At 44.8% G+C, this 23604-nt stretch carries 14 protein-coding genes; 9 read left to right on the top strand and 5 right to left on the bottom strand.

Translation table 11 applies throughout. The features are described 5' to 3' along the window. Positions 1-61 precede the first annotated feature (61 nt). Positions 62-2704, top strand: a complete 2643-nt coding sequence (gene leuS / locus G7Y46_RS06810; RefSeq protein ID WP_165253486.1) for a leucine--tRNA ligase — start codon at positions 62-64, stop codon at positions 2702-2704. An 87-nt stretch (positions 2705-2791) separates the two neighbouring features. On the opposite strand, the gene G7Y46_RS06815 is transcribed toward leuS, so the two are convergent. The 4 genes from G7Y46_RS06815 to rplM all read right to left on the bottom strand — a co-directional run bounded on the left by G7Y46_RS06815 (position 2792) and on the right by rplM (position 7411). Then, positions 2792-4879, bottom strand: coding sequence for a glutamine synthetase III (locus tag G7Y46_RS06815; RefSeq protein WP_165253488.1), 2088 nt, complete (start codon positions 4877-4879; stop codon positions 2792-2794). A 136-nt stretch (positions 4880-5015) separates the two neighbouring features. Beyond that, positions 5016-6437 carry an amidophosphoribosyltransferase gene (locus G7Y46_RS06820; RefSeq protein ID WP_165062875.1) on the bottom strand — a complete coding sequence of 474 codons (1422 nt, stop codon included), beginning with the start codon at positions 6435-6437 and terminating at the stop codon, positions 5016-5018. A gap of 134 nt (positions 6438-6571) precedes the next feature. Further along, the gene (gene rpsI / locus G7Y46_RS06825) at positions 6572-6973 is read right to left on the bottom strand and encodes a 30S ribosomal protein S9 (protein ID WP_165062874.1); all 402 of its coding nucleotides are present in this window, start codon (positions 6971-6973) and stop codon (positions 6572-6574) included. A gap of 3 nt (positions 6974-6976) precedes the next feature. After that, positions 6977-7411 (bottom strand): 50S ribosomal protein L13, encoded by a 435-nt coding sequence (gene rplM, locus G7Y46_RS06830; RefSeq protein ID WP_165253490.1) that lies wholly within the window; start codon positions 7409-7411, stop codon positions 6977-6979. A gap of 815 nt (positions 7412-8226) precedes the next feature. Between rplM and G7Y46_RS06835 the strand changes: the two genes are divergently transcribed. Further along, positions 8227-9513: a DUF4143 domain-containing protein gene (locus tag G7Y46_RS06835; RefSeq protein WP_165253492.1), complete on the top strand. Its 1287-nt coding sequence runs from the start codon at positions 8227-8229 to the stop codon at positions 9511-9513. 34 nt (positions 9514-9547) lie between these two features. Here the strand turns inward: G7Y46_RS06835 and G7Y46_RS06840 are convergent, their stop codons facing one another. Beyond that, positions 9548-10663 carry a glycosyltransferase gene (locus tag G7Y46_RS06840; RefSeq protein WP_165253494.1) on the bottom strand — a complete coding sequence of 372 codons (1116 nt, stop codon included), beginning with the start codon at positions 10661-10663 and terminating at the stop codon, positions 9548-9550. 408 nt (positions 10664-11071) lie between these two features. Here G7Y46_RS06840 and G7Y46_RS06845 point away from each other — a divergent pair, with 408 nt between their 5' ends. The 7 genes from G7Y46_RS06845 to G7Y46_RS06875 all read left to right on the top strand — a co-directional run. After that, positions 11072-12307: a Fic family protein gene (locus G7Y46_RS06845; protein WP_165253495.1), complete on the top strand. Its 1236-nt coding sequence runs from the start codon at positions 11072-11074 to the stop codon at positions 12305-12307. 635 nt (positions 12308-12942) lie between these two features. Beyond that, positions 12943-14277 (top strand): helix-turn-helix domain-containing protein, encoded by a 1335-nt coding sequence (locus G7Y46_RS06850; protein ID WP_165253497.1) that lies wholly within the window; start codon positions 12943-12945, stop codon positions 14275-14277. 755 nt (positions 14278-15032) lie between these two features. Continuing rightward, positions 15033-17051, top strand: a complete 2019-nt coding sequence (locus tag G7Y46_RS06855; RefSeq protein ID WP_165253499.1) for a leucine-rich repeat domain-containing protein — start codon at positions 15033-15035, stop codon at positions 17049-17051. A gap of 30 nt (positions 17052-17081) precedes the next feature. Then, a complete protein-coding gene (locus G7Y46_RS06860; RefSeq protein ID WP_165253501.1) occupies positions 17082-18905 on the top strand; it encodes a DUF6273 domain-containing protein in 1824 nt (607 codons plus the stop codon). Between the two features lie 38 nt (positions 18906-18943). Continuing rightward, complete coding sequence (locus tag G7Y46_RS06865; protein ID WP_165253503.1) at positions 18944-20608, top strand: DUF6273 domain-containing protein; 1665 nt, start codon at positions 18944-18946, stop codon at positions 20606-20608. Between the two features lie 45 nt (positions 20609-20653). Then, positions 20654-22192 (top strand): DUF6273 domain-containing protein, encoded by a 1539-nt coding sequence (locus G7Y46_RS06870; protein WP_165253505.1) that lies wholly within the window; start codon positions 20654-20656, stop codon positions 22190-22192. A 43-nt stretch (positions 22193-22235) separates the two neighbouring features. Further along, positions 22236-23604 (top strand): InlB B-repeat-containing protein (locus tag G7Y46_RS06875; RefSeq protein WP_165253507.1); only part of this gene is annotated, 1369 nt, incomplete at its 3' end.

Raw genomic sequence — 23604 nt, forward strand, 5'->3', positions numbered from 1 at the left:
CCTGACGGTGGCTGCATGGCTATAATGTTCTCTGCATATTCTACACAAGCTAAGGAATTACATGAAAGCATATGATCCACATGAAATAGAGCCACGTTTGCAATTACAGTGGCAAGAAAACGGTCTTTACTCCGTAAACGAACAGTCAGACAAACCGCGCAAGTACGTGTTAGAAATGTTTCCCTATCCTTCGGGAGACATTCATATGGGGCACGTAAGCAATTACACGTATGGCGATGTAGTTGCACGTTATTCGCGCATGAAAGGTTTTAACGTATTGCATCCTATGGGATGGGATGCGTTCGGATTGCCAGCGGAGAACGCTGCTATAAAGCATCATTCGCATCCGGCAAAGTGGACGTATAGCAACATAGATACACAGCGCGATTCGTTTAAGCGCATGGGTTTTAGCTACGATTGGGATAGAACGGTTGTGGCGTGCGATCCGGAATATTATCGCTGGGGACAGTGGATATTCTTAGAGTTTTGGAAGCGCGGGTTGGTGGAGCGACGCAATTCTGCTGTGAACTGGTGCGATGGTTGCGGTACCGTGCTCGCGAACGAGCAGGTAATTGATGGGCGTTGTTGGCGCTGCGATTCAGAGGTGCAAAAGCGCGATCTTACACAGTGGTACTACAAAATAACCGACTACGCAGAAGAGCTGCTTAAAGACTTAGACCAGCTTACCGGCTGGCCTGAAAACGTAAAGCAGCAGCAAGCTAACTGGATAGGGAAAAGCGAAGGCGCAAATGTTGACTTTGTTTTAGTGCCGCTTGGCGAAGAGGCGGAGGGAACGCTACATTCAGAAGCTGCGCAGCCTTCGCATTGCGCGTCTTCCGCGTCTTCAAATGAAAATTATGAATGCGCAAAGCAAGAAGACGTAATTACAGTATTTACTACTAGGGCTGACACCTTGTTTGGGTGCAGTTTCTTTGTGGTTGGTCCGGAATATGAAGGGCTGGCTGCTTTGGTGGCTGGTACTGCACAGGAAGCAGAAGTGCTAGCTTTCGCGGAAGAAGCCAAAAAGGTAAGTGCGGTGGAGCGCGCTCAGGGAGATCGCGAAAAGCACGGCATTTTTACTGGTCGTTATGTTATTAACCCTGTAAATGGTGAACAGGTGCCTGTGTGGGTAGCTGATTATGTAGTAGCCGATTACGGCACAGGCGCTGTTATGGCTGTGCCTTGTGGCGACCAGCGCGACTTCGAGTTTGCCCGCAAATACAATTTGCCAATAATTCCAATCATTCTGGATAAAGACGATCCTCTGTATGAGCAGCTTAAAGATGAGCAAAACCGTGCTGTTACCAACGTAGATTGGGATGCAGCATATGCAGCAGAAGGTATTTTGGTGCAAAGCGGTCCGTATACTGGCATGGTGGGCGGCAAGCATTCCGAAGGTGAAGCCGCTATAGTAAAAGCGCTGGAGGATGCTGGTAAGGGCAAACGTACTACTGAGTATCGTCTACGTGATTGGTTGATAAGCCGTCAGCGCTATTGGGGCAATCCAATTCCGGCAATTCATTGCCCTAAGTGTGGTGTGGTGCCAGTTCCGGAAGAAGATTTGCCAGTTCGGCTTCCTGAAGATATTGATTTGGCTGCCGGAGAAACGCTAGCCACGCACGCCGGGTTTGTGAACACTACATGCCCTGTTTGTGGTAAGCCCGCTAAGCGCGAGACGGATACGATGGACACGTTTACATGTAGTAGCTGGTATTACATGCGCTACTGCGATCCGCATAACGAGAACATGCCGTTCCTGAGCGATCGCGTGAACGAATGGATGCCGGTGGACCAATACATCGGTGGTATAGAGCATGCCATTCTGCATCTGTTATACAGCCGTTTCTTCACAAAAGTGCTGCGAGATGCGGGTATGTTGGATTTTGATGAGCCGTTTACAAACTTGCTTTGTCAGGGAATGGTGCTAGATGCCAATGGCGAAGTTATGAGCAAGTCGAAGGGCAATGTTGTAAGTCCGGAAGAGATGATAGCCAAGTATGGCGCCGATGCGGTGCGTGCTGCAATGTTGTTCATGGGACCGCCTGACAAAGAGAAACTCTGGAACGACGATGTGGTTCCAAGCATGTTAAAGTTTTTGAATCGTGTGTGGCGCATTGTGAATGACTTAGTGGGACAAGCAGGCGATGATACGCTTTTCAATCCGGATGCAGATGCTTCCCAAGCGCATACTTACGCTATGGCTATGAAACGTGAACGCCATAGAGTGGTGGGCAAAGTTACTGAAGATATCGATCGCAACAATTTCAATACGGCTCTTGCGGCAATTATGGAATTAGCAAATGCAACGGCTGCGTTTTTGCGGTTGCGTCCGGCTGAGCATCGTATGAATTGCGCAACGGGTGGTCCGCTGTGTCGAGATGTGGCTGAAACGCTGGTAAAACTTTTAGCACCTATTGCGCCGCATTTCTCTGAAGAATTGTGGCAAACAGCACTTGGTCATTCTGATTCGGTGCATGAACAGCCGTGGCCTGAATTTGATCCAGAGTTAGCAAAAGCTGATGAAGTGGAAATAGCCGTGCAGCTATCTGGCAAGGTGAAGGCACGCATAATGGTACCAACTGATGCTGAAGAGGATGTTGCAATAGCTGCTGCAAAAGATGCGATAGCAGAATTGTTGGATGGTAAAACTATTGTGAAGCAAATTTATGTACCCGGACGCTTGGTGAACATAGTGGCTAAGTAGCAAACGCCCCAATCTTTCTTAGTAAAGCAAGAAGCCCCTATTGCAGGGGCTTCTTTAGTAATTGCTGCGTTGCCGAATTGTCGAAATTTATGCGTAGAACAGAATGTCGTTATATGTAGGTACTGGCCATAAGTTGTGGTCTACAATTATTTCCATCGAATCGACCGCATCTCGCAAATCTTCCATAACAGGAATTATTTCATGCGCATTCATATTTGCGCGTTCTTGCTGATCTTCTATTTCGAGAGAAGCGCAATGCAGTTCGTGTAATTTGTGTAGGTGCTCGTTAATTATATCGGCGCCTTCTAACAGCGTTCTTAGCTTTGCTTCTTGGTATTTCTGGTTAGCGTCGGGAAGAGCAGTTTTTATCTGTGTAATGTGCTTGGCAACCTCTGCTGCAAACTGATTAATTGCCGGTAGGTATACGCGGCGAACCAAGCGCTTCATAGTGCGCACTTCGATATTTATAGTCTTGTTGTATTTTTCTAGCTTAACCTCGTAGCGACTATGAACTTCGGCTTCGCTGAGCACATTGAATTCACCAAATAAATCTATCGACTTTTGGCTGATGTAGCATGGTAGCGCATCGGCGGTAGTCTTATGGTTGGCAAGACCGCGGCGCTCGGCTTCGGCGGGCCATTCGTCGGAGTAGCCGTCGCCATTAAAGATTATGCGCTGATGATCGCGCAGAGTGCGCTTCACATAATCTAGTGCAGCATCGTGGAAGTCTTGCTTGTGGTCTTCCATTTCATCGGCAAATTCTTTCAAGCTTTTTGCCATAGCCGTGTTCAAAATTATGTTACAGTCGGAAAGATTTTGTTCGCTGCCCGGCATGCGGAATTCGAACTTATTGCCTGTGAAGGCGAATGGGCTTGTACGATTGCGGTCGGTGTTGTCCTTCAAGAAATTAGGCAATTCTGCCACACCGAGATCCATTTCGGCGCGCGCGCCAGAGGTGTAGTCTTCATCGGCTATTAGCGCGTTTACCACGCGGTCTAGCTCGTCTCCAAGGAACATACTAACAATGGCTGGTGGCGCTTCATTTGCGCCTAGGCGATGGTCGTTACCAGCGCTTGCTGCCGACATGCGCAGCAGTTCTTGATAGTCATCAACTGCTTGAATTACGCCAGCCAAGAACACCAAGAAACGCAGGTTGCTTATAGGATTGTCGCCCGGATCTAGTAGGTTTTTCCCGCCTGCACTAATAGACCAATTGTTATGTTTGCCGCTGCCATTGATGTGTTCAAAAGGCTTTTCGTGTTCTAGGCACACCAAACCATAATGGCTAGCTAGCAAACGCATCTTTTCCATAGTTAACAGGTTTTGGTCGATGGCTCGATTTGCGTTTGCAAACAGCGGTGCCAATTCGTGTTGGCACGGCGCAACTTCGTTGTGCTTTGTTTTTGCCGGTACACCCAGCTTCCACAACTCGTCGTCAAGTTCTTTCATAAAGCTGTTTACGCTGGGACGTATAGCTCCGAAATAGTGTTCCTCAAGCTCTTGCCCTTTACACGGCGAATAGCCGAATAGCGTGCGCCCGGTAAGCATAAGGTCAAGACGTTTTTCGTAGTCTTTCTCGCTAATGAGGAAGTATTCTTGCTCTGCGCCGACGGTGGTCACAACGCGCTGATGGTCTTCTCCAAACAGCGCCAATACGCGATTTGCTTGTTCTTCTATAGCCTGCATGCTGCGTAGAAGCGGCGTTTTCTTGTCTAGCGCTTCGCCGTTATAGCTACAAAATGCGGTCGGAATGCACAGCACCTCATCTTTAATGAACGCAAACGATGTTGGATCCCACGCAGTATAACCGCGCGCTTCAAAAGTGGCGCGCAGACCGCCGGATGGAAACGACGATGCGTCCGGCTCGCCTTGGATAAGCTCTTTGCCGCTGAAGCTCATTATGGCGTGACCATCGCTTATCGGATCGATGAAGCTGTCGTGCTTTTCAGATGTAATGCCTGAAAGCGGCTGGAACCAATGCGTGTAGTGTGTGGCGCCCAGCTCAATTGCCCATTCTTTCATGGCGTGCGCCACCACATTTGCAACTTCCAGATTAAGCGGTTCGCCCTCTTTTATTGTGCGCATTAGTTGCTTATAGGTTGCGGATGGTAGCCGCTCGTGCATTGTGTGTTCGTCGAACACCATAGTGCCATAAATATCTTGAACCTTCGACATTAGCTGCTCCTTCAGATGAACGCGCAGTTTTGCGCCTGTGTACATTCTACGTTAGACATCCAATGTTTCGAAAAGTTTTCAGGCTGTATAAGCTATGGTTAATCTAACAGTTAGAATGCGTTGGGGTTATACTCTCCTATTCTTCGCCAGTCCAGCAATAGGTGCAAATTTGGGCTGGATCTATGCCAATGGCTTCCAACATGCCCGGAAGAGACTGATAGCCTAGCGAATCGAAGCCCAGCTGATCGCAAATTGTTTTCAGCATGCATTTTCCGCGCTTTGTGGAGCTGTCGGCATATTCGTCTAGGTGTTTTGCGCCTTCGTCGCCTTCAAGTTCGTGAACTACACGACGAGCTATTAAATCCATCTCAGATTTACTGCTTGAAAAACTTAGATATTTGCAGCTAAACATTATTGGCGGACAAGCGCTTCGCATATGCACTTCTTTCGCGCCGCATTTGTAGAGGAAATCTACGGTTTCGCGCAGCTGTGTGCCGCGCACAATAGAATCGTCAACAAAGAGAAGTTTTTTGTCTGCAATTAATTCGGGTATATGAATTTGCTTCATTTTGGCTACGCGATTGCGCACTTCTTGATTGGTTGGCATAAACGAGCGCGCCCATGTTGGGGTGTATTTTATGAACGGACGAGCGAAAGTGCCACCGCATTCGTGTGCAAACCCAATGGCATGCGGTACACCTGAATCGGGTACGCCAGCAACGTAGTCAACTTTGGGCACTCCGCCGGCTGCTGCTTCGTCGCGCGCCATTATTGTGCCGTTGCGATAACGCATAACTTCTACGTTTACGCCTTCGTAGTTAGAATTCGGGTAGCCGTAATACACCCACAGAAAAGCGCATATTTTCATGCGGTCGCCCGCGGGAGCTAGCGTTTCAAAACCGTTGGTTGTAACGCGGACTATTTCGCTTGGTCCCAATTCGTACGAATCTATGTAGCCAAGTTTGTGATAAGCAAACGATTCAAACGATACGCAATAGCCTTCATCGTTGCGTCCAATTAATACTGGCAGGCGACCTACGGCATCGCGTGCAGCTATTATTTCGCCTTCTTGGGTCATTATAAGCAGGGTAAGCGAGCCTTCTACTTTTTGTTGGGCATACTTTATTCCCGATACAAAATTGTCTTTCTGGTTGATAAGCGCTGCCACCAATTCGGTGGAATTTACCTTCCCCGAACTCATAGCCATGAATTGCTTTTCTCCGTTTTTGAAGAATTCGTCAACCAGCGCTTCGGCGTTGTTGATTATTCCGACGGTTGTTAGCGCGAATGTGCCTAAATGCGAACGCACGAGTAGCGGTTGTGGGTCGGTGTCGCTTATGCAGCCTATTCCACTGGTGCCGCTAAAGCTTGGCAGGTCGTCTTCGAAGCGCGTGCGAAATGGTGTGTTTTCTATTGAGTGAATTTCTTTTTGGAAGCCTTCGCCATTTACGAAGATCATGCCTGCGCGTCTTGTGCCGAGGTGAGAATGATAGTCAACGCCGAAAAATACATCCAGTACAACATCGCGGTTCGAAACCGCGCCGAAAAAGCCGCCCATGAGAACTCCTCTATTAACATACACTTGCAGCGTGTTTACAACGGCTGCAAGTGAAAGTATACATGGGTTTATGCTCTATATAAGAAAAAAGCCCCGACATATGCCGAGGCTTTTTGCAAATGTTGTTTGCAACTTTAGCGCTTGCTGAACTGCGGGCGCTTGCGAGCCTTTTTCAGACCGTATTTCTTGCGCTCCACCATACGTGGGTCGCGAGTTAAAAAGCCTGCTTTTTTCAGTTCGGCGCGATAATCGCCAGCATCAAGTAGTGCGCGGCTAATGCCCAAGCGCAAAGCACCTGCTTGACCGCTGATTCCACCACCGTTTATGCGAGCAATTACGTCAAAATGACCCTGCGTATCAGTAACCTTGAATGGGGTGGTAGCGTAGGCTAGTAAACCTTCGCGTGCGAAATATTCGTTGCCGTCGCGACCATTCACGGTAACTTTGCCGGTGCCGGGAACTAGGCGAACGCGTGCGATAGCATTCTTGCGACGACCGGTGCCATAGTAAAGGGCCTCATTCTTAGCTTCTGCCATGATTTAACCCTCCATTTCGATCTTGCGCGGGTTTTGCGCTGCGTGCGGATGATCAGGACCGGCATAGACCTTCAACTTCTTGCCCTGAGCGCGACCAAGAGTTGTTTTTGGAAGCATGCCCTTTACTGCGTGTTGAATAACACGTTCGGGATGTCTCTCCATGGCCTCGGCAAACGTTTCAGACTTCAGACCGCCCGGATGACCGGTGTGGCGGAAGTATTCTTTGTTGTTCACCTTGTTGCCGGTTACGCGGATTTTGTCCGCATTGACGATTACCACAAAATCTCCCACGTCAACATGGGGCGTGTATTGCGGTTTCGTCTTGCCGCGCAAAATGTTGGCAGTCAGCGATGCTACGCGACCGAGAACTTGATTCTCAGCGTCGATTAGCACCCACTCGCGCTCAACCTCGCCGGGCTTTGCGTGATACGTTTTCATCAAACAATTCCTTACTTTTTTGTCCGCTTTGTGGTTGAAGCACCCGCATACGCGGGACCACTTGGCAGAGTGTGCAGTTTCAAAAGTGCAGCGCTTTCGCTTGACCGGTTTCCTAAGCCGGTGCGGTGTTTGGGTCTGGACACCCGCGCTACCGTAAGCGGAATGCTGCTTTTACGGGGCTTTTGAAAGCAACTTATAAAAGATAAATTAAAGAGCGCACTATGTCAACGAAAATGTAGCGAAAATACCGCCCGAACAGGGAACAGGCAATAGATCGTGCTTGTTTGTATTGGCATTCAGAACACTAGTGCTTCATGTAGCTTTTATTAGTTGAAAATGGCATTAATCAATCAACGTTAACTTCCCATTTCGTGATATACAAGTAAATATTAACTTCACATTTCGTGATAAATTCGCTATGCTTTACTTCCCATTTCGTGAATACACCCAGTAAAGAGGCATATAATGATTTTCAAAAGAAAAGCCTACGAATTGCTTCTAGAATGGAAGAAAGGCAACGGAAAGTCTGCCGTGCTTATCTAATGCATACGATTTTTAGCTGTTTATGTGTTTGCGCAAGAATAATGTGTTCGCGTTTTCATTCATACCACAGTATTGTATCAATCGTTGCTTTCGAAAATCTCTGTTAAAACGGTTGAAAAAAGGTTATGCTGCGTGATTTCGCGGCTATTTAGGTTGAAATTCCCTCGAAAAACACGATTGAAAATCCTCGAAAAACACGATTGAAAATCCTCGAAAAGCACGATTGATATGCTACAGTATAGAAAAATATCCTACTTGAGCTAGGAATAACCATGTATACAAAACTAAAGCCTGCAGGATATATTCCACGTTTATTGGATAGCTTGGTAAGTAATAGACTGCAGCAATTTGGAGCTGTTGAAATATGCGGAACAAGGTGGTGTGGGAAATCTTGGACGGCATCGGCGTTTGCAAAAAGCATCGTGCGTGTAGACGAAAACACTGCTTTATATATTGAAGATCCTGAATTGGCTTTGATAGGGGAAACCCCTCACACTATTGACGAATGGCAAGATGTGCCCTCAATATGGAATATTGTGCGTCATCGCATAGATGATATGGCAAATTCTGCAGGGCAATTTATATTAACAGGGTCGTCTACTCCGCCTAAAGACGAAGCTAGACATAGTGGTGCAGGCAGAATTGGTAGGGTTCGCATGCGCACTATGACGATGACCGAAACAGAAGAATCCAATAAGTCAGTTTCTTTGGCTGGGTTATTTCAGGGAGAATTCGAGCCGCAGAAATCAAACATGGGTCTTGAAGATATTGCAAGAATAATATGTCGAGGTGGTTGGCCAGCACTTCAGAACAAAAACCGATGCGTTGATAGCAAATACGTTATAGAAGATTACCTAGATGTGTTATTCGATATAAGCCTGAGAAAGGCCGGTAAAGATTCAACAACGGCTAGGCGAATAGCTAAGTCGCTGGCTAGAAACTTAGGTACAAGCGCTACTTTAAAGACTATTGCAAACGATGCTGCCATGGGCGAGCAAAGAGCATTGACTGAGGAAACAATATCGAGTTACCTTACTGAATTCTCAATGAATTATTTTTTGGATGAATTGCATGGTTGGGATGCACCTGTTAAAGCAAAATCGCGCGTGCGTACAAAGCCTAAGCGTTATTTTGATGACCCTTCATTAGGCGCAGCGCTGTTGTCGCTGAACCCAAATCGTCTTTTAGAAGAGGGGCAAGTATTTGGCGTACTGTTTGAATCGCTGTGTATTCATGATTTATGGGTATACGCCAGCCTTTTGCCGGAGGCATCCGCTAGACCTCTTTACTATTATTCCGATAGTGATGGTTTGGAAGTAGACGTCATAATAGAGTTGCGCGATGGTAGATGGGCTGCCATAGAAATAAAACTAGGAGAATCGAAAGTAGACGAGGCTACTAAAAACTTGCAACGTTTACGTGCGAAAATAACAGCGAATCCTGCTGCCCGAAATTCTGAACCTGAATTTATGGCTATTTTGGTAGGGAAAGGCGAATATGCACGCCAGAGAAAAGAGGATGGAATTTACGTAATACCCATAGACACATTGACGGCGTAAAACTAGGCACGATGTTGCTTATAGATTTATCGTCTTAGTGTTTTATGCGGGCTTTTATTAGTTGAAGCGTTTGGCGCAGGTCGGTTTGGCGTAGCTCTGCCACGCCTTCGCGTGCAAGCCACGCTGCATATTGAAGCTGATTGGTTTTCGGCGCAGGAAGACCGCGCATTTGGGCGAAAAATTGCTTTTGAGCGGGCGAAATGTCAGGTTCGGCATATACACCTTCCGGGTTCATGCGCTCAAACATGGCAAGTGCAGCCGCGCGTATGCCCGGCGCATCCAAACCAACAGCTTTCTCCACTATGCCAAAGTAGCGAAAAGCGCGCTTATACTGGATAGACCATATTTCAGAATCGGTAACGTTTAGGCGCTCTAGTATGTCGGTAATGTCGTGCCAGCGTTCGAACGCCATCATAGGGTTTTTTTGCGCGAATGCAGCGTTTTTGTCTTCTGTGTCTTCGCGGTAACAATAGAAAGCCTCATCTAAATATACGATGTTTTTGGCTTGACACAGCGTTTCTATAAGAAACGGGTTGTCTGCCCAGCCTGCACCGGGTATTTCGGGAAAACGAATTTCGTGCTCGTTTAGAAAATCGCTGCGGTATAGCGCCGACCAAATGGAGGGATGGTGGCGCATGATTCGTGTAGCTTCAGCAATTTGGAAAGGCTGGCAAGGCGGATGGATGCGACCAGCGTATCGGCATGGAAGTTTGCGCTGGTGCGGCGTGTCGGGCTCGACAATACGCCAGTAAGGGGTTTTGATAATATCTATCTGAGCGTTGAAAGAGGCAGCAAAAGTAAGCATAGATTCATACATTCGCGGCTCAATCCAGTCATCGGGTTCTACAATAGAGATCCAGTTTCCGCGCGCTTTGGCAAGCCCTAAATTGCAAGCGCTACCGTATCCACCATTGGTTTTGTGGTGTACGCATACACGGTTGTCGTGCTGGGCGTAGGCATCTAATAGCGCTGCCGAATTGTCGGTACTGCCATCGTTAATGCATACGATTTCTAGCTGCTTATATGTTTGCGCAAGAATAGAATCTAGGCATTGCTCAAGTGTTTGCGCAGCATTAAACACCGGCACAATAACGCTAACCGTGGCGGTAAGGGTGTCGGTAGCAGGCAATGTGTTCGCGCTTTCATTCATACCGAAGTATTGTATCAACTATTGGTGCCCGAAAACCCTTGTTAAATATCTTCTAAAGCTATTCCAGACGATGGCAAACTGTATGATTGTAGTAACTTTGCGATTATGGTTGCTCCTGTTTTTCGATTACGGTAATTCCTACTTTCAGATTATGGTCATTTCTACTTTCAGATTATGGTCATTTCTACTTTCAGATTATGGTAATTTATACCTATTGATTTCTAGCGAGTCAGTTGCGGTTAACCACAATCAGCCCTCAGCGTTCGGTTCAACCTGAAATCTTCTGCTTCAATACTCTCAATTGGATAATTTGAGATATTGAAGACTTGCGTTAATTATATAAATTTGGAAAATAGTATAATTAATGGACTTTTTAAATCTATTAATTATATTCAAGAATGGATTTATATGAATTACGCCGAGTTAAGAAAAGTCTACTATCGCGCAGAACAATCTGATCCAAACGAGGCTCTCGAAAAAGAGTTTACTGAAAGATTCAATTCTTCTTCTACGTTTAAATTGGATTTTTCCACAACCCACGGTTCCCTTTTTATAGCTGTGCCCAGCGAAATGACAACGCTTTTTGAACGAGTGCTTAGAAGGGAAAGAAAAATCTCAAAGCTCATGCAACAATTGCCCGGAATTGCCGGCGATGAAGTATTAAGAAGCCTCGTATTTGATGAGGTGATTAGCAGTAATTTTGTAGAGAATATTCATAGCACTAGGCGGCAAATAGAAGAAGCATTGCGAAGTTCTAACGAGAGCGGAAAGGTTAGACGTTTTCGCGAATTTGCACGATTATATCTTGATATGACCTTTTCTGTTCCAAATCTTCCTACCAAGCCAGATGATATTAGGGATATCTATGACAAGGTTATGGATGGGGAGGTGATGGAAGAAAAACCTGATGGCAGGTTATTCAGAAAGGATCGAGTGTATGTTTCTAATGGACTAGAAGAAGTTCATAGCGGTCTATATCCCGAAGACGAAATAGTAAACGCAATGGAAAAAATGCTCCGAATAGCTTATACAGAAGAAATGCCTTCCATATACGGGGCAATTGCAGCCCATTACATTTTTGAATACGCTCACCCCTTTTACGATGGTAATGGTCGTACTGGAAGATACCTGTTGTCTCTTTGGCTGGAAAAATCATTATCAAAGCCTACTGCTTTGTCTCTTTCTCGTGTAATCGCGAAAAATAAGGATGCTTACTATAAGGCGTTTAAAATTACAGAGGATCGTCTTAATAAAGCTGAACTTACTTTTTTTGTATTTACTATGCTTGAGTTCATATTTGATGCGCAAAACGAACTGATCGATCGTTTGGAGCGCGGAACAGTACGTTATGAGCAACTTGAAAATGCTATGTCTGGTATACAAAAAAGTTTTGGATATAAAACTAAAGAGATGACTTTAATTTTTGCGTTGGCACAACAAAATGAATTTGGCATGTTTAAAGATATTCCTTTGCAAAATCTTTCAGATTTGATCGGGGTAAGCCTCCAGCAGACCAGAAAATACTTGAGTAAGTTCATCCAAGATCAAGTGGTAAAAAAAGTAAGAGGAAGAAATCCGGTAACCTTTGCTCTTACTGATAATTTCTTTGAACAATATTTGGATGGTACTGAAAGAGATGCGTGAACGGATGAATTTTTTGCATCGATGAACCGAAGCGAAAAATCCAGTGTTAATTGAATTCTTAATCTGAACACCCCTGAACATCCGTCCAGATTAAGATTGTGCATGTCCATATTGCGATTGCAATCAATCTCGTTAAGTTGCGAAGTTTCAAATGCGTAGCGAGAGAAATAAATTGGCAAAAGTGGTCAAAACTTCCGACTTTCCACGGTCGGATTGCCGTATAGCTGGCTTGAATTGTGGAGAACACTGGGCAAACAGCATTTGGCGATGCATCTATAGGCGCTATTCTGTGCTTTTCACAGTGGAAAGCTGGAAGTTTTGACCATTTTTCCGTAAAAAACTTTCTGCAAGCTTGTAATTGGGTGCTATGCAATTAGTTCTTTGGGCTGTAAGTGCTTAATCGCCCTTCAAGTTAGGCTCAACCTTTTGCAGTTACTTTAGGAAGAATTGCAGTTGGGGTGCAGCTAAGTTGCATATTGAGTCGCGAACGAATTGCGATTGTGTCTGTCCAGATTAAAATTGCAATCAGTCAAAGAAATTTGTTTCTATTGCTAAATATTTATTTGGAAACTAAACTTTTCTATAAAACCTTGATGAATTTCAAGGTTTTATAGAAACCTATTTTAGGTGGAATTATGGCTTTCGAATATACGGTCAAACAATGCGCGCAGAAACTTGGCATTAGCGCAACACGCGTCCATCAGTTGATAAAAGAAGGAATGCTTCCTGCTGAAATGATAGCAGGGCGATATTTTGTAGACGAAGATGCGGTAGAGGCGCGCGCCGAATCGCTTCCTTCCCCCGGGCGTCCTCCCAAAAGATCTAAAGAAGACCCTAGGTTTTTTACATTAATGAACCGAAACCATGAAGTTTTCGAATTCGTATACGACAATTTTTCCGACGAATTTACAGAGGTAACGCAAATCATAGATCCGTCACGAGCTCCTTTGGGATTAATGTCTCCGCAAGGTAAAAAAGTGTCTTTAAGTGCGCTTACATATTGGTGGAAGCACCGTTCAATTCCTCTATCGCGGTCTGGCATGGAAGCCAAATTGGCAACGCTTGGTCTTTCCGACCCCACACGACTTCCCTTCAAAAGTTTAGGACTTTCCCTTTCCGACCAGTATTGGATTCGCCCAAAAGAAATGAATCTTGATTGGCATTCGATCAATTACTTCAAAAATACATTTCCAGAAATGCTATCAGGAGACTGGCTTGAGCAGGTTGGATTAGAATCTCCAGACAATACGTCTGAAGGGCAACTCCCTAAGCGATGGGTGCGAATTGATGGCGTTCCCGCGCTTATAAAAGGGGGCACATCTCTTAATCAAGAGCCCTACAATGAAATTGCTGCAACGTGTTTATATCGGCGGCTTCTTGCTCCCGAAGATTACGTTTCATATCGGTTAGAATTGCTGCCCGACGGCGAAACTGTGTCTCTTTGTGAAGTTTTTATAAGTGACGAGGAAGAATATATCCCTGCCTATTACGTAATGAAGGCGAAACACAAAGCGATGAATTGCAGCACTTACCAGCATTACTTGGAATGCTGTTCTCGATTAAAAGTGGAAAATGCAGAAGTAGCGCTTGCCAAAATGATTGTAACGGATGATTTGCTAGGGAACACAGATAGACATTTGCGTAACTTTGGATTAGTTAGAAATGTTGAAACAATGCAATACCGCCCTGCGCCGCTTTTTGACACTGGCAGTAGTCTTTTAAACGAGAAGACGAGTGGTGCGCTTGCAAGTGGAGATCTTTCGTTCACAACCAAGCCTTTTCATGACGATCCTAATCAGCAATTGCGTTTAGTCAGCGACTATTCTTGGTTCAATGCAAATGCTCTTGAAGGCTTTGCCGAGGAAGTAGAGCAAATTTTTGCACTAAACCTCGCATTGGAACAGCGCATCCCATATATAAAGCAATTAATAAATAAGCGCATAGAGCGCATTCTTGTTATATCTTCTTAAGAATTACAGCTAAGTTGCGAAGTTGCCGCGCCCTGAAATGTTTGTTTTCACTGCAGGGTTTCTGCCGCAATAGAAACAATCACCAAATTGTTTCACAGTTTCGACCATGTTCGAAACCATAGATTGGAGCAGTATGATTCGGTGCGCATCGTAAAAGATGCGCTTTCCGCCGGTGGTGCGAAAGCAACATTTGCTACGCATTGTTGAAACAGGCGCATCTCGGGCAATCAAACGGAAAGCGGATTGACAGAAATGCGTAACAAATGCGTAGCGAGAGAAATAAATTGACAAAAATGGTCAAAACTTCCGACTTTCCACGGTCGGATTGCCATGAAGGCAGCTTGAATTGTGGAGAACACTGGGCAAACAGTATTTAGTGATGCATCTATAGGCGCTATTTTGTGCTTTTCACAGTGGAAAGTCGGAAGTTTTGACCATTTTTCCGTAAAAAACTTTCTGCAAGATTGTATTTGTACGTTATGCAATTAATTCTTTGGGCTGTAAGTGCTTAATTGTCCTTCAAACTAGGCGCAACCTTTTGCAGTTACCCTAGGAAGAATTGCAGTTAGGCTGTAGTTAAGTCGAGAAGTTGCTGAATAAAAAGTTATGTGATTTAGCATATCTGTTTGCTATTAGCATGTGGCTCGTTATAGAATAGCTAATGTAATTGGTCATCGGGTAATTGCAAACTGTTTATTACGCTACAGCTGCATCGGGACGCAACTAGTAATAAACACGAATAGGGACAGACAAATATGAATAGGGCAGTCATGCTTAGGCGGGCAGCCAAGGTGTCTTTAGCTACATCTTTGGCATGCTATCTTTTACCGCTATCCGCATATGCGGAATCGTCATCGCGTTCTGTTTCAGATAACGCGGATGCTGTCGTTTCTGCTGCCGTCTCTACTTCTGATACTCATCTTCAATCTAATAGCATTCAAGAAACTGTTCCTCTAAAAACTCCTGCAACTTCTGAGTCCGCAGCGTTTGTTGCGGAATCTGTGCAAGACATAGTCTCAGCTAGCGTACCTGTTTCTCAGGACACATCTGCTGGCATAATTTTCTCTAAGAACAATCTAAATTATCAGGTTAATTCAGATGGCGAAACGGTCAGCTTGGTGGGCTTCGCTCCTCAAACACAAGGTGCCATTACGCTGCCCCAAACCGTTAATAATGCGCAAAACACCTACACTTTGACGCACATCGGTCAAGAAAAACCAAAAGATGGCAGCGCTAAAAACCCTTACACAGCCGAATATTACGACGAGGCTGACAAAAAACAAGGTGTAACCTCACTTACAATTCCAGCTACTGTTACTTCAATCGATCTAGCCTTTTTTCAGCTGCTACCCAATCTTACTGCCGTGCAGGTTGAGGCTGGCAATGCCACCTATGCAAGCTATAACGGCATGTTGTTAGATGTAACTAGAAATAACCTCCACCTCGTCCCGGAGGGCTTGGAGGGTGAAGTCGTGCTCCCCGCCGAATTGGCAACCGTCCCTGCTTGTGTCTTTTCCCGTTGCACAAAGCTTATAGCCATCGGCATTCCCATGGGGAGCACGTCTACTTCTACCTTCACTTCTGTGGATGGCATTCTATATACGGAAGATTTAACAACTCTGATCGCTGCTCCACCCACAATAACCAACGCGGTTATCGTGTCGGGCTGCACTAAAATTTCGGAAGGTGCATTTCAGGGTAATACTGTTTTACAAACTATTGTTGCGAACGGTAATGTTTTAGAAATTGCGAAAGCGGAAAACGAAACAACCCCAGAAGGTTCATACGCGGGCACAGCTGCAAACGAGGCTGCAACCGCAGCCGCAACCGCAGCAACTCCAGAAGCCGCGCCTATACCCGCCTTCACCAGCCAAACTATCAGTTTTGCAACTGTAGCAACTAAGAACACAGAGGCTTGGGAGGCGGCTGGCTTTACACATTTTGCCAGCTTGACTGAAGTAGGAAATGCAATTGCGCCCGACGAAAGCACATCGGGCTTTGCTTATACAGTGCTGCCCGACTATACGCTGTCAGTTAGCTGGGCGGGAGAAAACACACCGGCGGCAATTAGCTTGCCGTCTATCGTAGACATAGAAGGTGTGGAATATGACGTGTCCACCATAGCCGACGAAGGCTTTGCTAACAAAAATAGCTTGGTGGCAGTAAATATTCCGGGTTCCATCACCACAATTGGTGAAGGTGCATTTGCGGGCTGCGAAAACCTAAGCTCGGTAAGTTTAAGTTTTGGCACCAAGACAATAAAAGCAAATGCATTCATGGGCACAGCCATAAACACTTTGGTTCTACCGAAAACTATCATGGCAATAGGGGCTTCCGCCCTTGGCGATATAGACGGAGCAACGATAGTTGCTCTTAGTCCCATACCCTCAATAGACACACATGCATTAGTCGCCACCACAAATACCAACATATACGTTCCATACACCGAATCAAAAAAATACGGTTGGAACCTAGGGGCCCCTGTTGCAAACAATCATTTACTTCCCTATGGAGTGCGCCTGTCAAGTGCTGTGAGCAATCTGTCCGTTGGTGAAAGCGTCAATTTGTATAGCGAAGACGGTTATTTGTATGTGCCGAAAGGCGCCACTGTTTCTTATAGACATGGAGGTGCTATCAGCATAGATCCGAATACAAGCACAATCACATGCAAAAAGCCCGGTTCATCGAACATTGAAGTAACAATTTTGCTTCCGTTGGATAAATCGGCAGCGGCAGGGGTAATGCGTGGCGATGTGCAGCTACATAAACCGTAAAACAGCTAGTGAAAGAACGAAGGCGCTACCATGACAATAAGAGACACGATACAAAAAGCCACAGCAACATTAGTTGCATTTACGCTTTCGTGTGCAATGTTGCCATGCATGGCATATGCCGAGGAAGCTCAGCTTCCTATAGATAGCGCTACAGGTACGGTAAACGTAACCGATTCCAAAGTGCCTCGCCACCTACCAAACTGCGACGGCACCGATGGCAATAGCCCTCAAGATTTAACCACATGTCCCAGTTGCGCTCAGCAGTTTTACGCCTGTCAAGTTAATGAATCTCGCATATATGTAGACGAAGACGGCAATGAAGTTCCAGAAGATTCCGAAAATGTTTACAGTGTGAAATTTATATGCCCTGAATGCGGTGCAAATTTGATTGAAGGTGCTGACCCTAACGCTGGCATAGCGCCATTAGCTGCCGCAGCTGTCATAAGCGTTACGGTGCCACTTGTAGTAACATTTGGCGGCTCTGATGGCTACGATATATCGAATCCGCAGCCTAGTTTAGAAGCGCCAATAACGTTTCGCAATGCTGGTTATAGCGCAATCCAAATAACACGCATTCAAACAGAGGAATATGAAGAAGGCAGCGTGCGGGCTGTTCTTTCCGATACAGGTTTTATGCAAGGTGACAGTTATACTGTTACGGCTCAGCAAATAAGCGGAAACGATACCCCGCTTGAAGAACAGACTCTATACAGTTTGTATCCTGAGGGACAGCCAGAAAAAGCGGTAAACATAAAGTATAAAGATGGCGACTATTATGGTGGGGTTACGCAAAGTTTCGCAAACGATACCCAAAATTATTTTGGCGACACTTTTATAATTGGCGCCGATAGCGCTTTAAATTGCATTAGTCGTTTAAATCTTACAAATAGTTATGAAGTACCCGGCGCCAACGCTTTAGTTAAACAGGAAAAAGCCGATGGTGGCAAAACTGTTCAACCTCTTTCAAAGGTTAAATACACCATAACAACGTATACGCCTACAGGGCATGGAAGTGAAAATTTATCAGCAACAAATCAATTTTATTTACGTGACCGAATGACAGCACAAACCTATAACGCACAAGACGTAAAAAGCCACGCGCAAGATATATCTAAAAATGGTAAAAACTCGCTATATTATGGTATGTATTCGGGGCATGCTTACGGGTTCAGACCTTACACATGTAAAGCTTGGTTAAACAATCGGCAGATTTGCGACTTTAATGTTATAGGCATCTTGCATGACTCTCTTTCAAACGGCATGGGCAAAGCCGGTCTAACATTCCAGATGAAAGGGGTTCTACCTTATAGCGCTTCTATGAATGAAAATATACAGTCTGATGACTGGGGTGGCTGGGGGCAAAGCGATCTTAGAGCCAGTATGAATGAAGAAAGTGGTGATATATATCGACTATTACCCACTGAACTAACAAATCTAGTTGCTACCGTAAACAAAGAATACGGTCCAACAATTTCTTCAACAAGTCCTTTTGTAGCTGTCTCTCAGGACAAGTTCTTTATAGCTAGTCTTGTCGAACTAGCAGGCGCTGTTAATGGTTGGAAACACAGTAGTTCATATGCGGATATGTATTTGTGGCTGTATAAAGAAGGCTATCAATACGAGTATTACGCAACCGTAATGCCGGCTAGCGATATGGTCAATGGTGGTGGTGAGGTAATGCAAAAAACCGACAGTCCGACAGGTAGTGGCAGACCGGTGGATTGGTGGCAGCGTTCCATGTTCCCCATGTACCGCCACGTCAACGATTTTTATTACGTAAACGCCGATGGTAATTACAACGAAAGTATTGCGTCAACTCAAATGATGTATGTCTGCCCGTGTTTCTGTTTTTGATTTTCAATTGGATGGGACTATAAGGAGAGCTATATACGATGCAAAATAAGCTAAACAACAAACAAAGTTGCTTTGAACAAAGCCACTTTTATAGCGGGTTTAGCCATATTGCGTCTGTAGGTTTGCTAAAAGATAGGGCGCAAAAGGCAACAGCAATGTTTGTTTCGCTGGCACTTATATGTATGCTGCTGCCCGGCGTGGCGTATGCTGAAACACTTCCAGTGGAAAGCGGCAAAATTGCAGCAGAAATAAAGGTCGAAGACGCTAAAGCGGATGTTGAGTTGCGTGCTTCCCAAACTGCCATAAGTTTAACTGTGCCAATTTTTGTAACACTTGGCGGTTCCGCTGGTTATGACATAGCTAATCCTAAGCCTTGTATAGAAGAACCAATTACATTTCGCAATGCTGGTAAAAATGCTGCTCAGATAATAGGAATTTTTACAGAAGAATACGAAGCGGGCAGTTTTGAAAATGTTATCAAGCAGGCAACACCAGATGTAGGTGGCATCGATGTTCCTATTGAAGATCAGACTCCATATAGCTTATATCCAAAAAGTCAGCCCGAAAAAGCCTTAAACATGGCACATACAAATGGCATGTATTTGGGTGGAGCCAAGATTGAAAAAGAAGAAGATGCTGAATTTACCGCTTTGGAAAATACTTTTGGCGACACGTTTATTATAGGCTCCGATAGTGCGCTAGAGTGCACGCTCAGGTTAAATCTAACAAATAGATACGACGTTCCAAATGCCAATGCTGTTGTTGATCCGACAGCTGCAGCAGGCGAAAACAGCGGCAAAGTACATCCGCTATCGAAAATTACATATGTTGTAGGAAGCTATATTCCGTCTGGCGAAGGAAGCGATAATCTAAACTGGGATACTGGTGAGGTTTTCTTCCTTCAAGATGAACAAACAGAGATTTATTACAGCGTACTTGACGTAAAAGGTCATGCGCAGGATATATCTAAAAACGGCAAAAAATCGCTTTATTACGGTATGTATTCAGGATATGTTTATGGCTATCGTCCGTATACGTGCAGTTTGTTAATGAATAGTTCGGGTGAAATTAGACCCTACAATCTGAACATAATTGGCATCTTGCACGACGATCTGGCAGATGGTACGGGCAAGGCGGGTCTAACATTCCAAATGGTTGATATTTTTAAGATGGAGCAAATGAATACCAGCAAAGTAACTGCTGGTGGTTGGGCGGCAACAAGTCTTCGAGCTGATATGAATGAAGAAACGGGCTCAATATATCAGAGTTTTCATAGATATATAACCGATCTTGCTGCCACTGTTAATAAAGAGTATTCGCCAGTGGCAAACACTGAAGGTGCGAATGTAACAGGAAATGAAAGTAATACTCGCATCTCTCAAGATAAGTATTTCATAGCTAGTTATTCCGAGTTATTTAGTACTGCTATTAATCCTATAGATCAGATTTATCGTGTGGATGGTTATAGATACGAATACTACAAAAATATTGGAATTAGCATTAAAACACCTGCGACTTCGTTTCCGCAAAATGAGCAATACAAAAAGACCTATCAAGGGGAAGCTAAACCTTGGTGGACACGCTCGTTGCATAATGGTAAAGCTGGCATGGGCGTTATGTACACAAACCAAAACGATTACTGTTTCCCTGCTGCATTACAGGCAGATACCCAAAACGGCGTAGTTCCTTGTTTCTGTTTTTAATTTCCGGCTTTCGACTTACTGCGTATAAAAGGAGCGTTTCAGACAATGCAAGATAAATTAAACATAACAAAGATACAGAAGTTGTTTGTAGCTTTGGTGCTTGCATGCACAATGCTGCCTTGTACTGCTTATGCCGAAACGGTAAGTTCAGAGGTGGAATCGCGTGCTGTTAGTGAACCTGTAGATGTTATAAGCATAACAGTTTCATTGTCGGTAGTGTTTGGTGGCGCCGCAGGATACGACATAGCTAACCCGCAACCATATATCGAAGCGCCTGTGTCGTTTCGTAATGCCGGCAGTAGTGCCGTTGAAATAACAAAGATTCAAACTGTTCAGGAAAGCGCTCTTGTTGATGTTATTGAAGAAGCGCACGCCGCATTAAGCGGAAACGATACTGCGCTAGAAGACCAAACTTTATACAGCTTATATCCTGCAGGTCAGCCCGAAAAAGCGCTGGATATGGCTATTGAAGGTGAATACTTTGGTGGAGCCCTTAATGTAAACGCTAATCCAACCAATAACGTTTTTGGCGATACTTTCGTTATAGGTGCCGACAGCACATTAGATTGCACATTCAGGCTAAATCTTACAAATAGTTATGAGGCGCCCAATGCTAACGCTAAAGTAAAAAGAGAAGCGGCAGATGATGCTCAAACTGCTTATCCGCTTTCGTCCGTTATATACACCATATCTCCCTATATTCCAAGGGGAGATGGTAGTAGCATTCCCGCAAACATGAGTGATGCAGAGGGCTATGGTTTTTATCTGACAGACGGCATAACGGGGCAAACATATACTGCGCGGCAAGTTAAGGGTCATGCGCAGGATATATCAGAAAATGGAAAAAATTCCCTGTTCTACGGAATGTATTCAGGGTATGTGTATCGGTATCGCTTGTATGAATGCAAGGCGCTTTTTGAGGGCAACGTTACGCCCATCAAGGTTATAGGCATCTTGCATGACAATTTAGCCGATGGCTCTGGTAAGGCAGGTTTAACATTTCAGGTAGGTTTGGTCGACCCCACTACGGGCGACCAACATATTGCTGGTGTCGGCAGAATGAACGAGACGAATACCAACAGTGGCGGTTGGGGGCAAAGCACCCTTAGAGCTTCAATGAATGAAGAAGATGGCGAATTCTATTCTGAAAATTTGCACAGCGACTTAAAAAGTCTTGCAGCCACTGTTAATAAAGAATACGGCGCGGTGTACAATTCGCAAAATCCTTATGTGGATATTTCGCAAGATCAATTTTTTATACCTAGTTACTATGAATTATTTGGTGCTGTTTGCAGTCAATATTCAAATTATCAGTGGATTTTCAAGGAAGGTTATCAATACGAGTATTACTCGCAGGAAACATTGATTAATGGACCGCGGCAAAGCGCTTCAGATGCAGGTACGAATCCAAGTCTTCAATACCAATACGAAATATGTTGGCTTCGCTCGGCAAATCCAGAACGCGCCGACACTTTCCTGTATCTCAATGATTCTGGTTTGATTAATCATCCTCCGGGTTTTCCGGCACCTGAGAAGCAATTGGCTAGTAGGGCTAATGGCATATGTGTTTGTTTCTGTTTTTGATACTTGGTTTTTGCTTGTTGTATAAAAAGGAGCGTTATAAACGATGCAAGACAAGTTAAATACAACGAAAGCACACATGCGCGTTTGGCTTGCATTGGTGCTGGCTGCATCGCTTACTTGTGCGCTTCTTGTGTCGGTTGTATCGGTTGTTGCTCCGCGGAATGCTTATGGTGAAAATGTTGTTCCTAGTATGGGATCGGGCACGGGCACTATTGAAGCAAAATCTACTCTTAAATTGCGCGTAACAGACACTAGCAAGGGCTTCGAAATTCCCGACAGAGGATTTCTTGTTCTGGAGAGCAATGAGGTTACTGGTGCAGTAGTCAGCGGGGTGGGGTTGCGTGTAATAAACAGTGCTGCAGAATCGCTGAACGATAACTCCAACCCTAACATTCCATATACGGCAGAAGGTTACGGTAACGATCTTAATGCGACGTCAACTTTTGGTATTCGCATAACCGATTCTAGGTCAACATCTGTAACTATCAATTTCGAAGCAGGGTCATTTGGTAGTGTAAGTCCAAGCTCGTCAGTTGTTAACTCCATTTATGGTGAGACTTCGTCTACTGCTATTCCTAATGCCGGCTATGCTCTTGAAGGTTGGTATGACGGTGCCACCAAAATTACTACTACAGATGAAGCTAACAATGCCTATATTGATAGTGAAAACAGTAATACTTTGCATGTGCACAGTACTCCAACCAGCCTGCTGCAGGATAAAACCTACACTGCAAAATTTAAGAAGCTTATTTACGAAGTAAACCTAGATGCTAACACTGCAAATGGTGGCAGTTCTGTTACTCCCTCTAAAATTTATGAATGGTATGAGACAGGCTGGTATACAAACGCCGACGGATCAGGTGAATTAACTGCAGAAACTTTCCCTCAGGCTGTACCTAAAGCGGGTTACTCTTTTGTGGGTTGGTATGATGCGCCAGTTGATGGCACACTAATAGCTGCACCCGGTGTACTTCCAAGCAATACTGTTGTAAGCAATGGTCCTACAACTTGGTATGCACATTATGAAGCAAACGATATTACGTTTAGTTTTTATGTAGATGGTGTAGTTACTAAAAGAACCCAGAAATACGCCCCCAATTCAACGATAGCGGCAGAAACGTTTCCACCAGCGCCTACAAAACCTGGTGCGAAATTTGTTGGTTGGTATACCAACGCCACCACAAGTACTTCCCGAATAACTACAAAGACAACTCTGCCGTCTTATAATGCACTCTGCCATGCACAGTGGGCATATGAAGTTACATTAGATGCAGGTGGTGGCATTGCAACTTATGGAGAAGGATTTTCTAGTCCTATTTATGCTTGGAAAAACCACGGGTATGTAAAGAGCGTGCCTGAATGGAGGGCATCAACAACTGCAAACCCAACCATCATAAATACAAACACTGTAA

Origin of the sequence: Adlercreutzia sp. ZJ304 (assembly GCF_011039075.1) — a bacterium.
GTDB lineage: Bacteria > Actinomycetota > Coriobacteriia > Coriobacteriales > Eggerthellaceae > Adlercreutzia_A.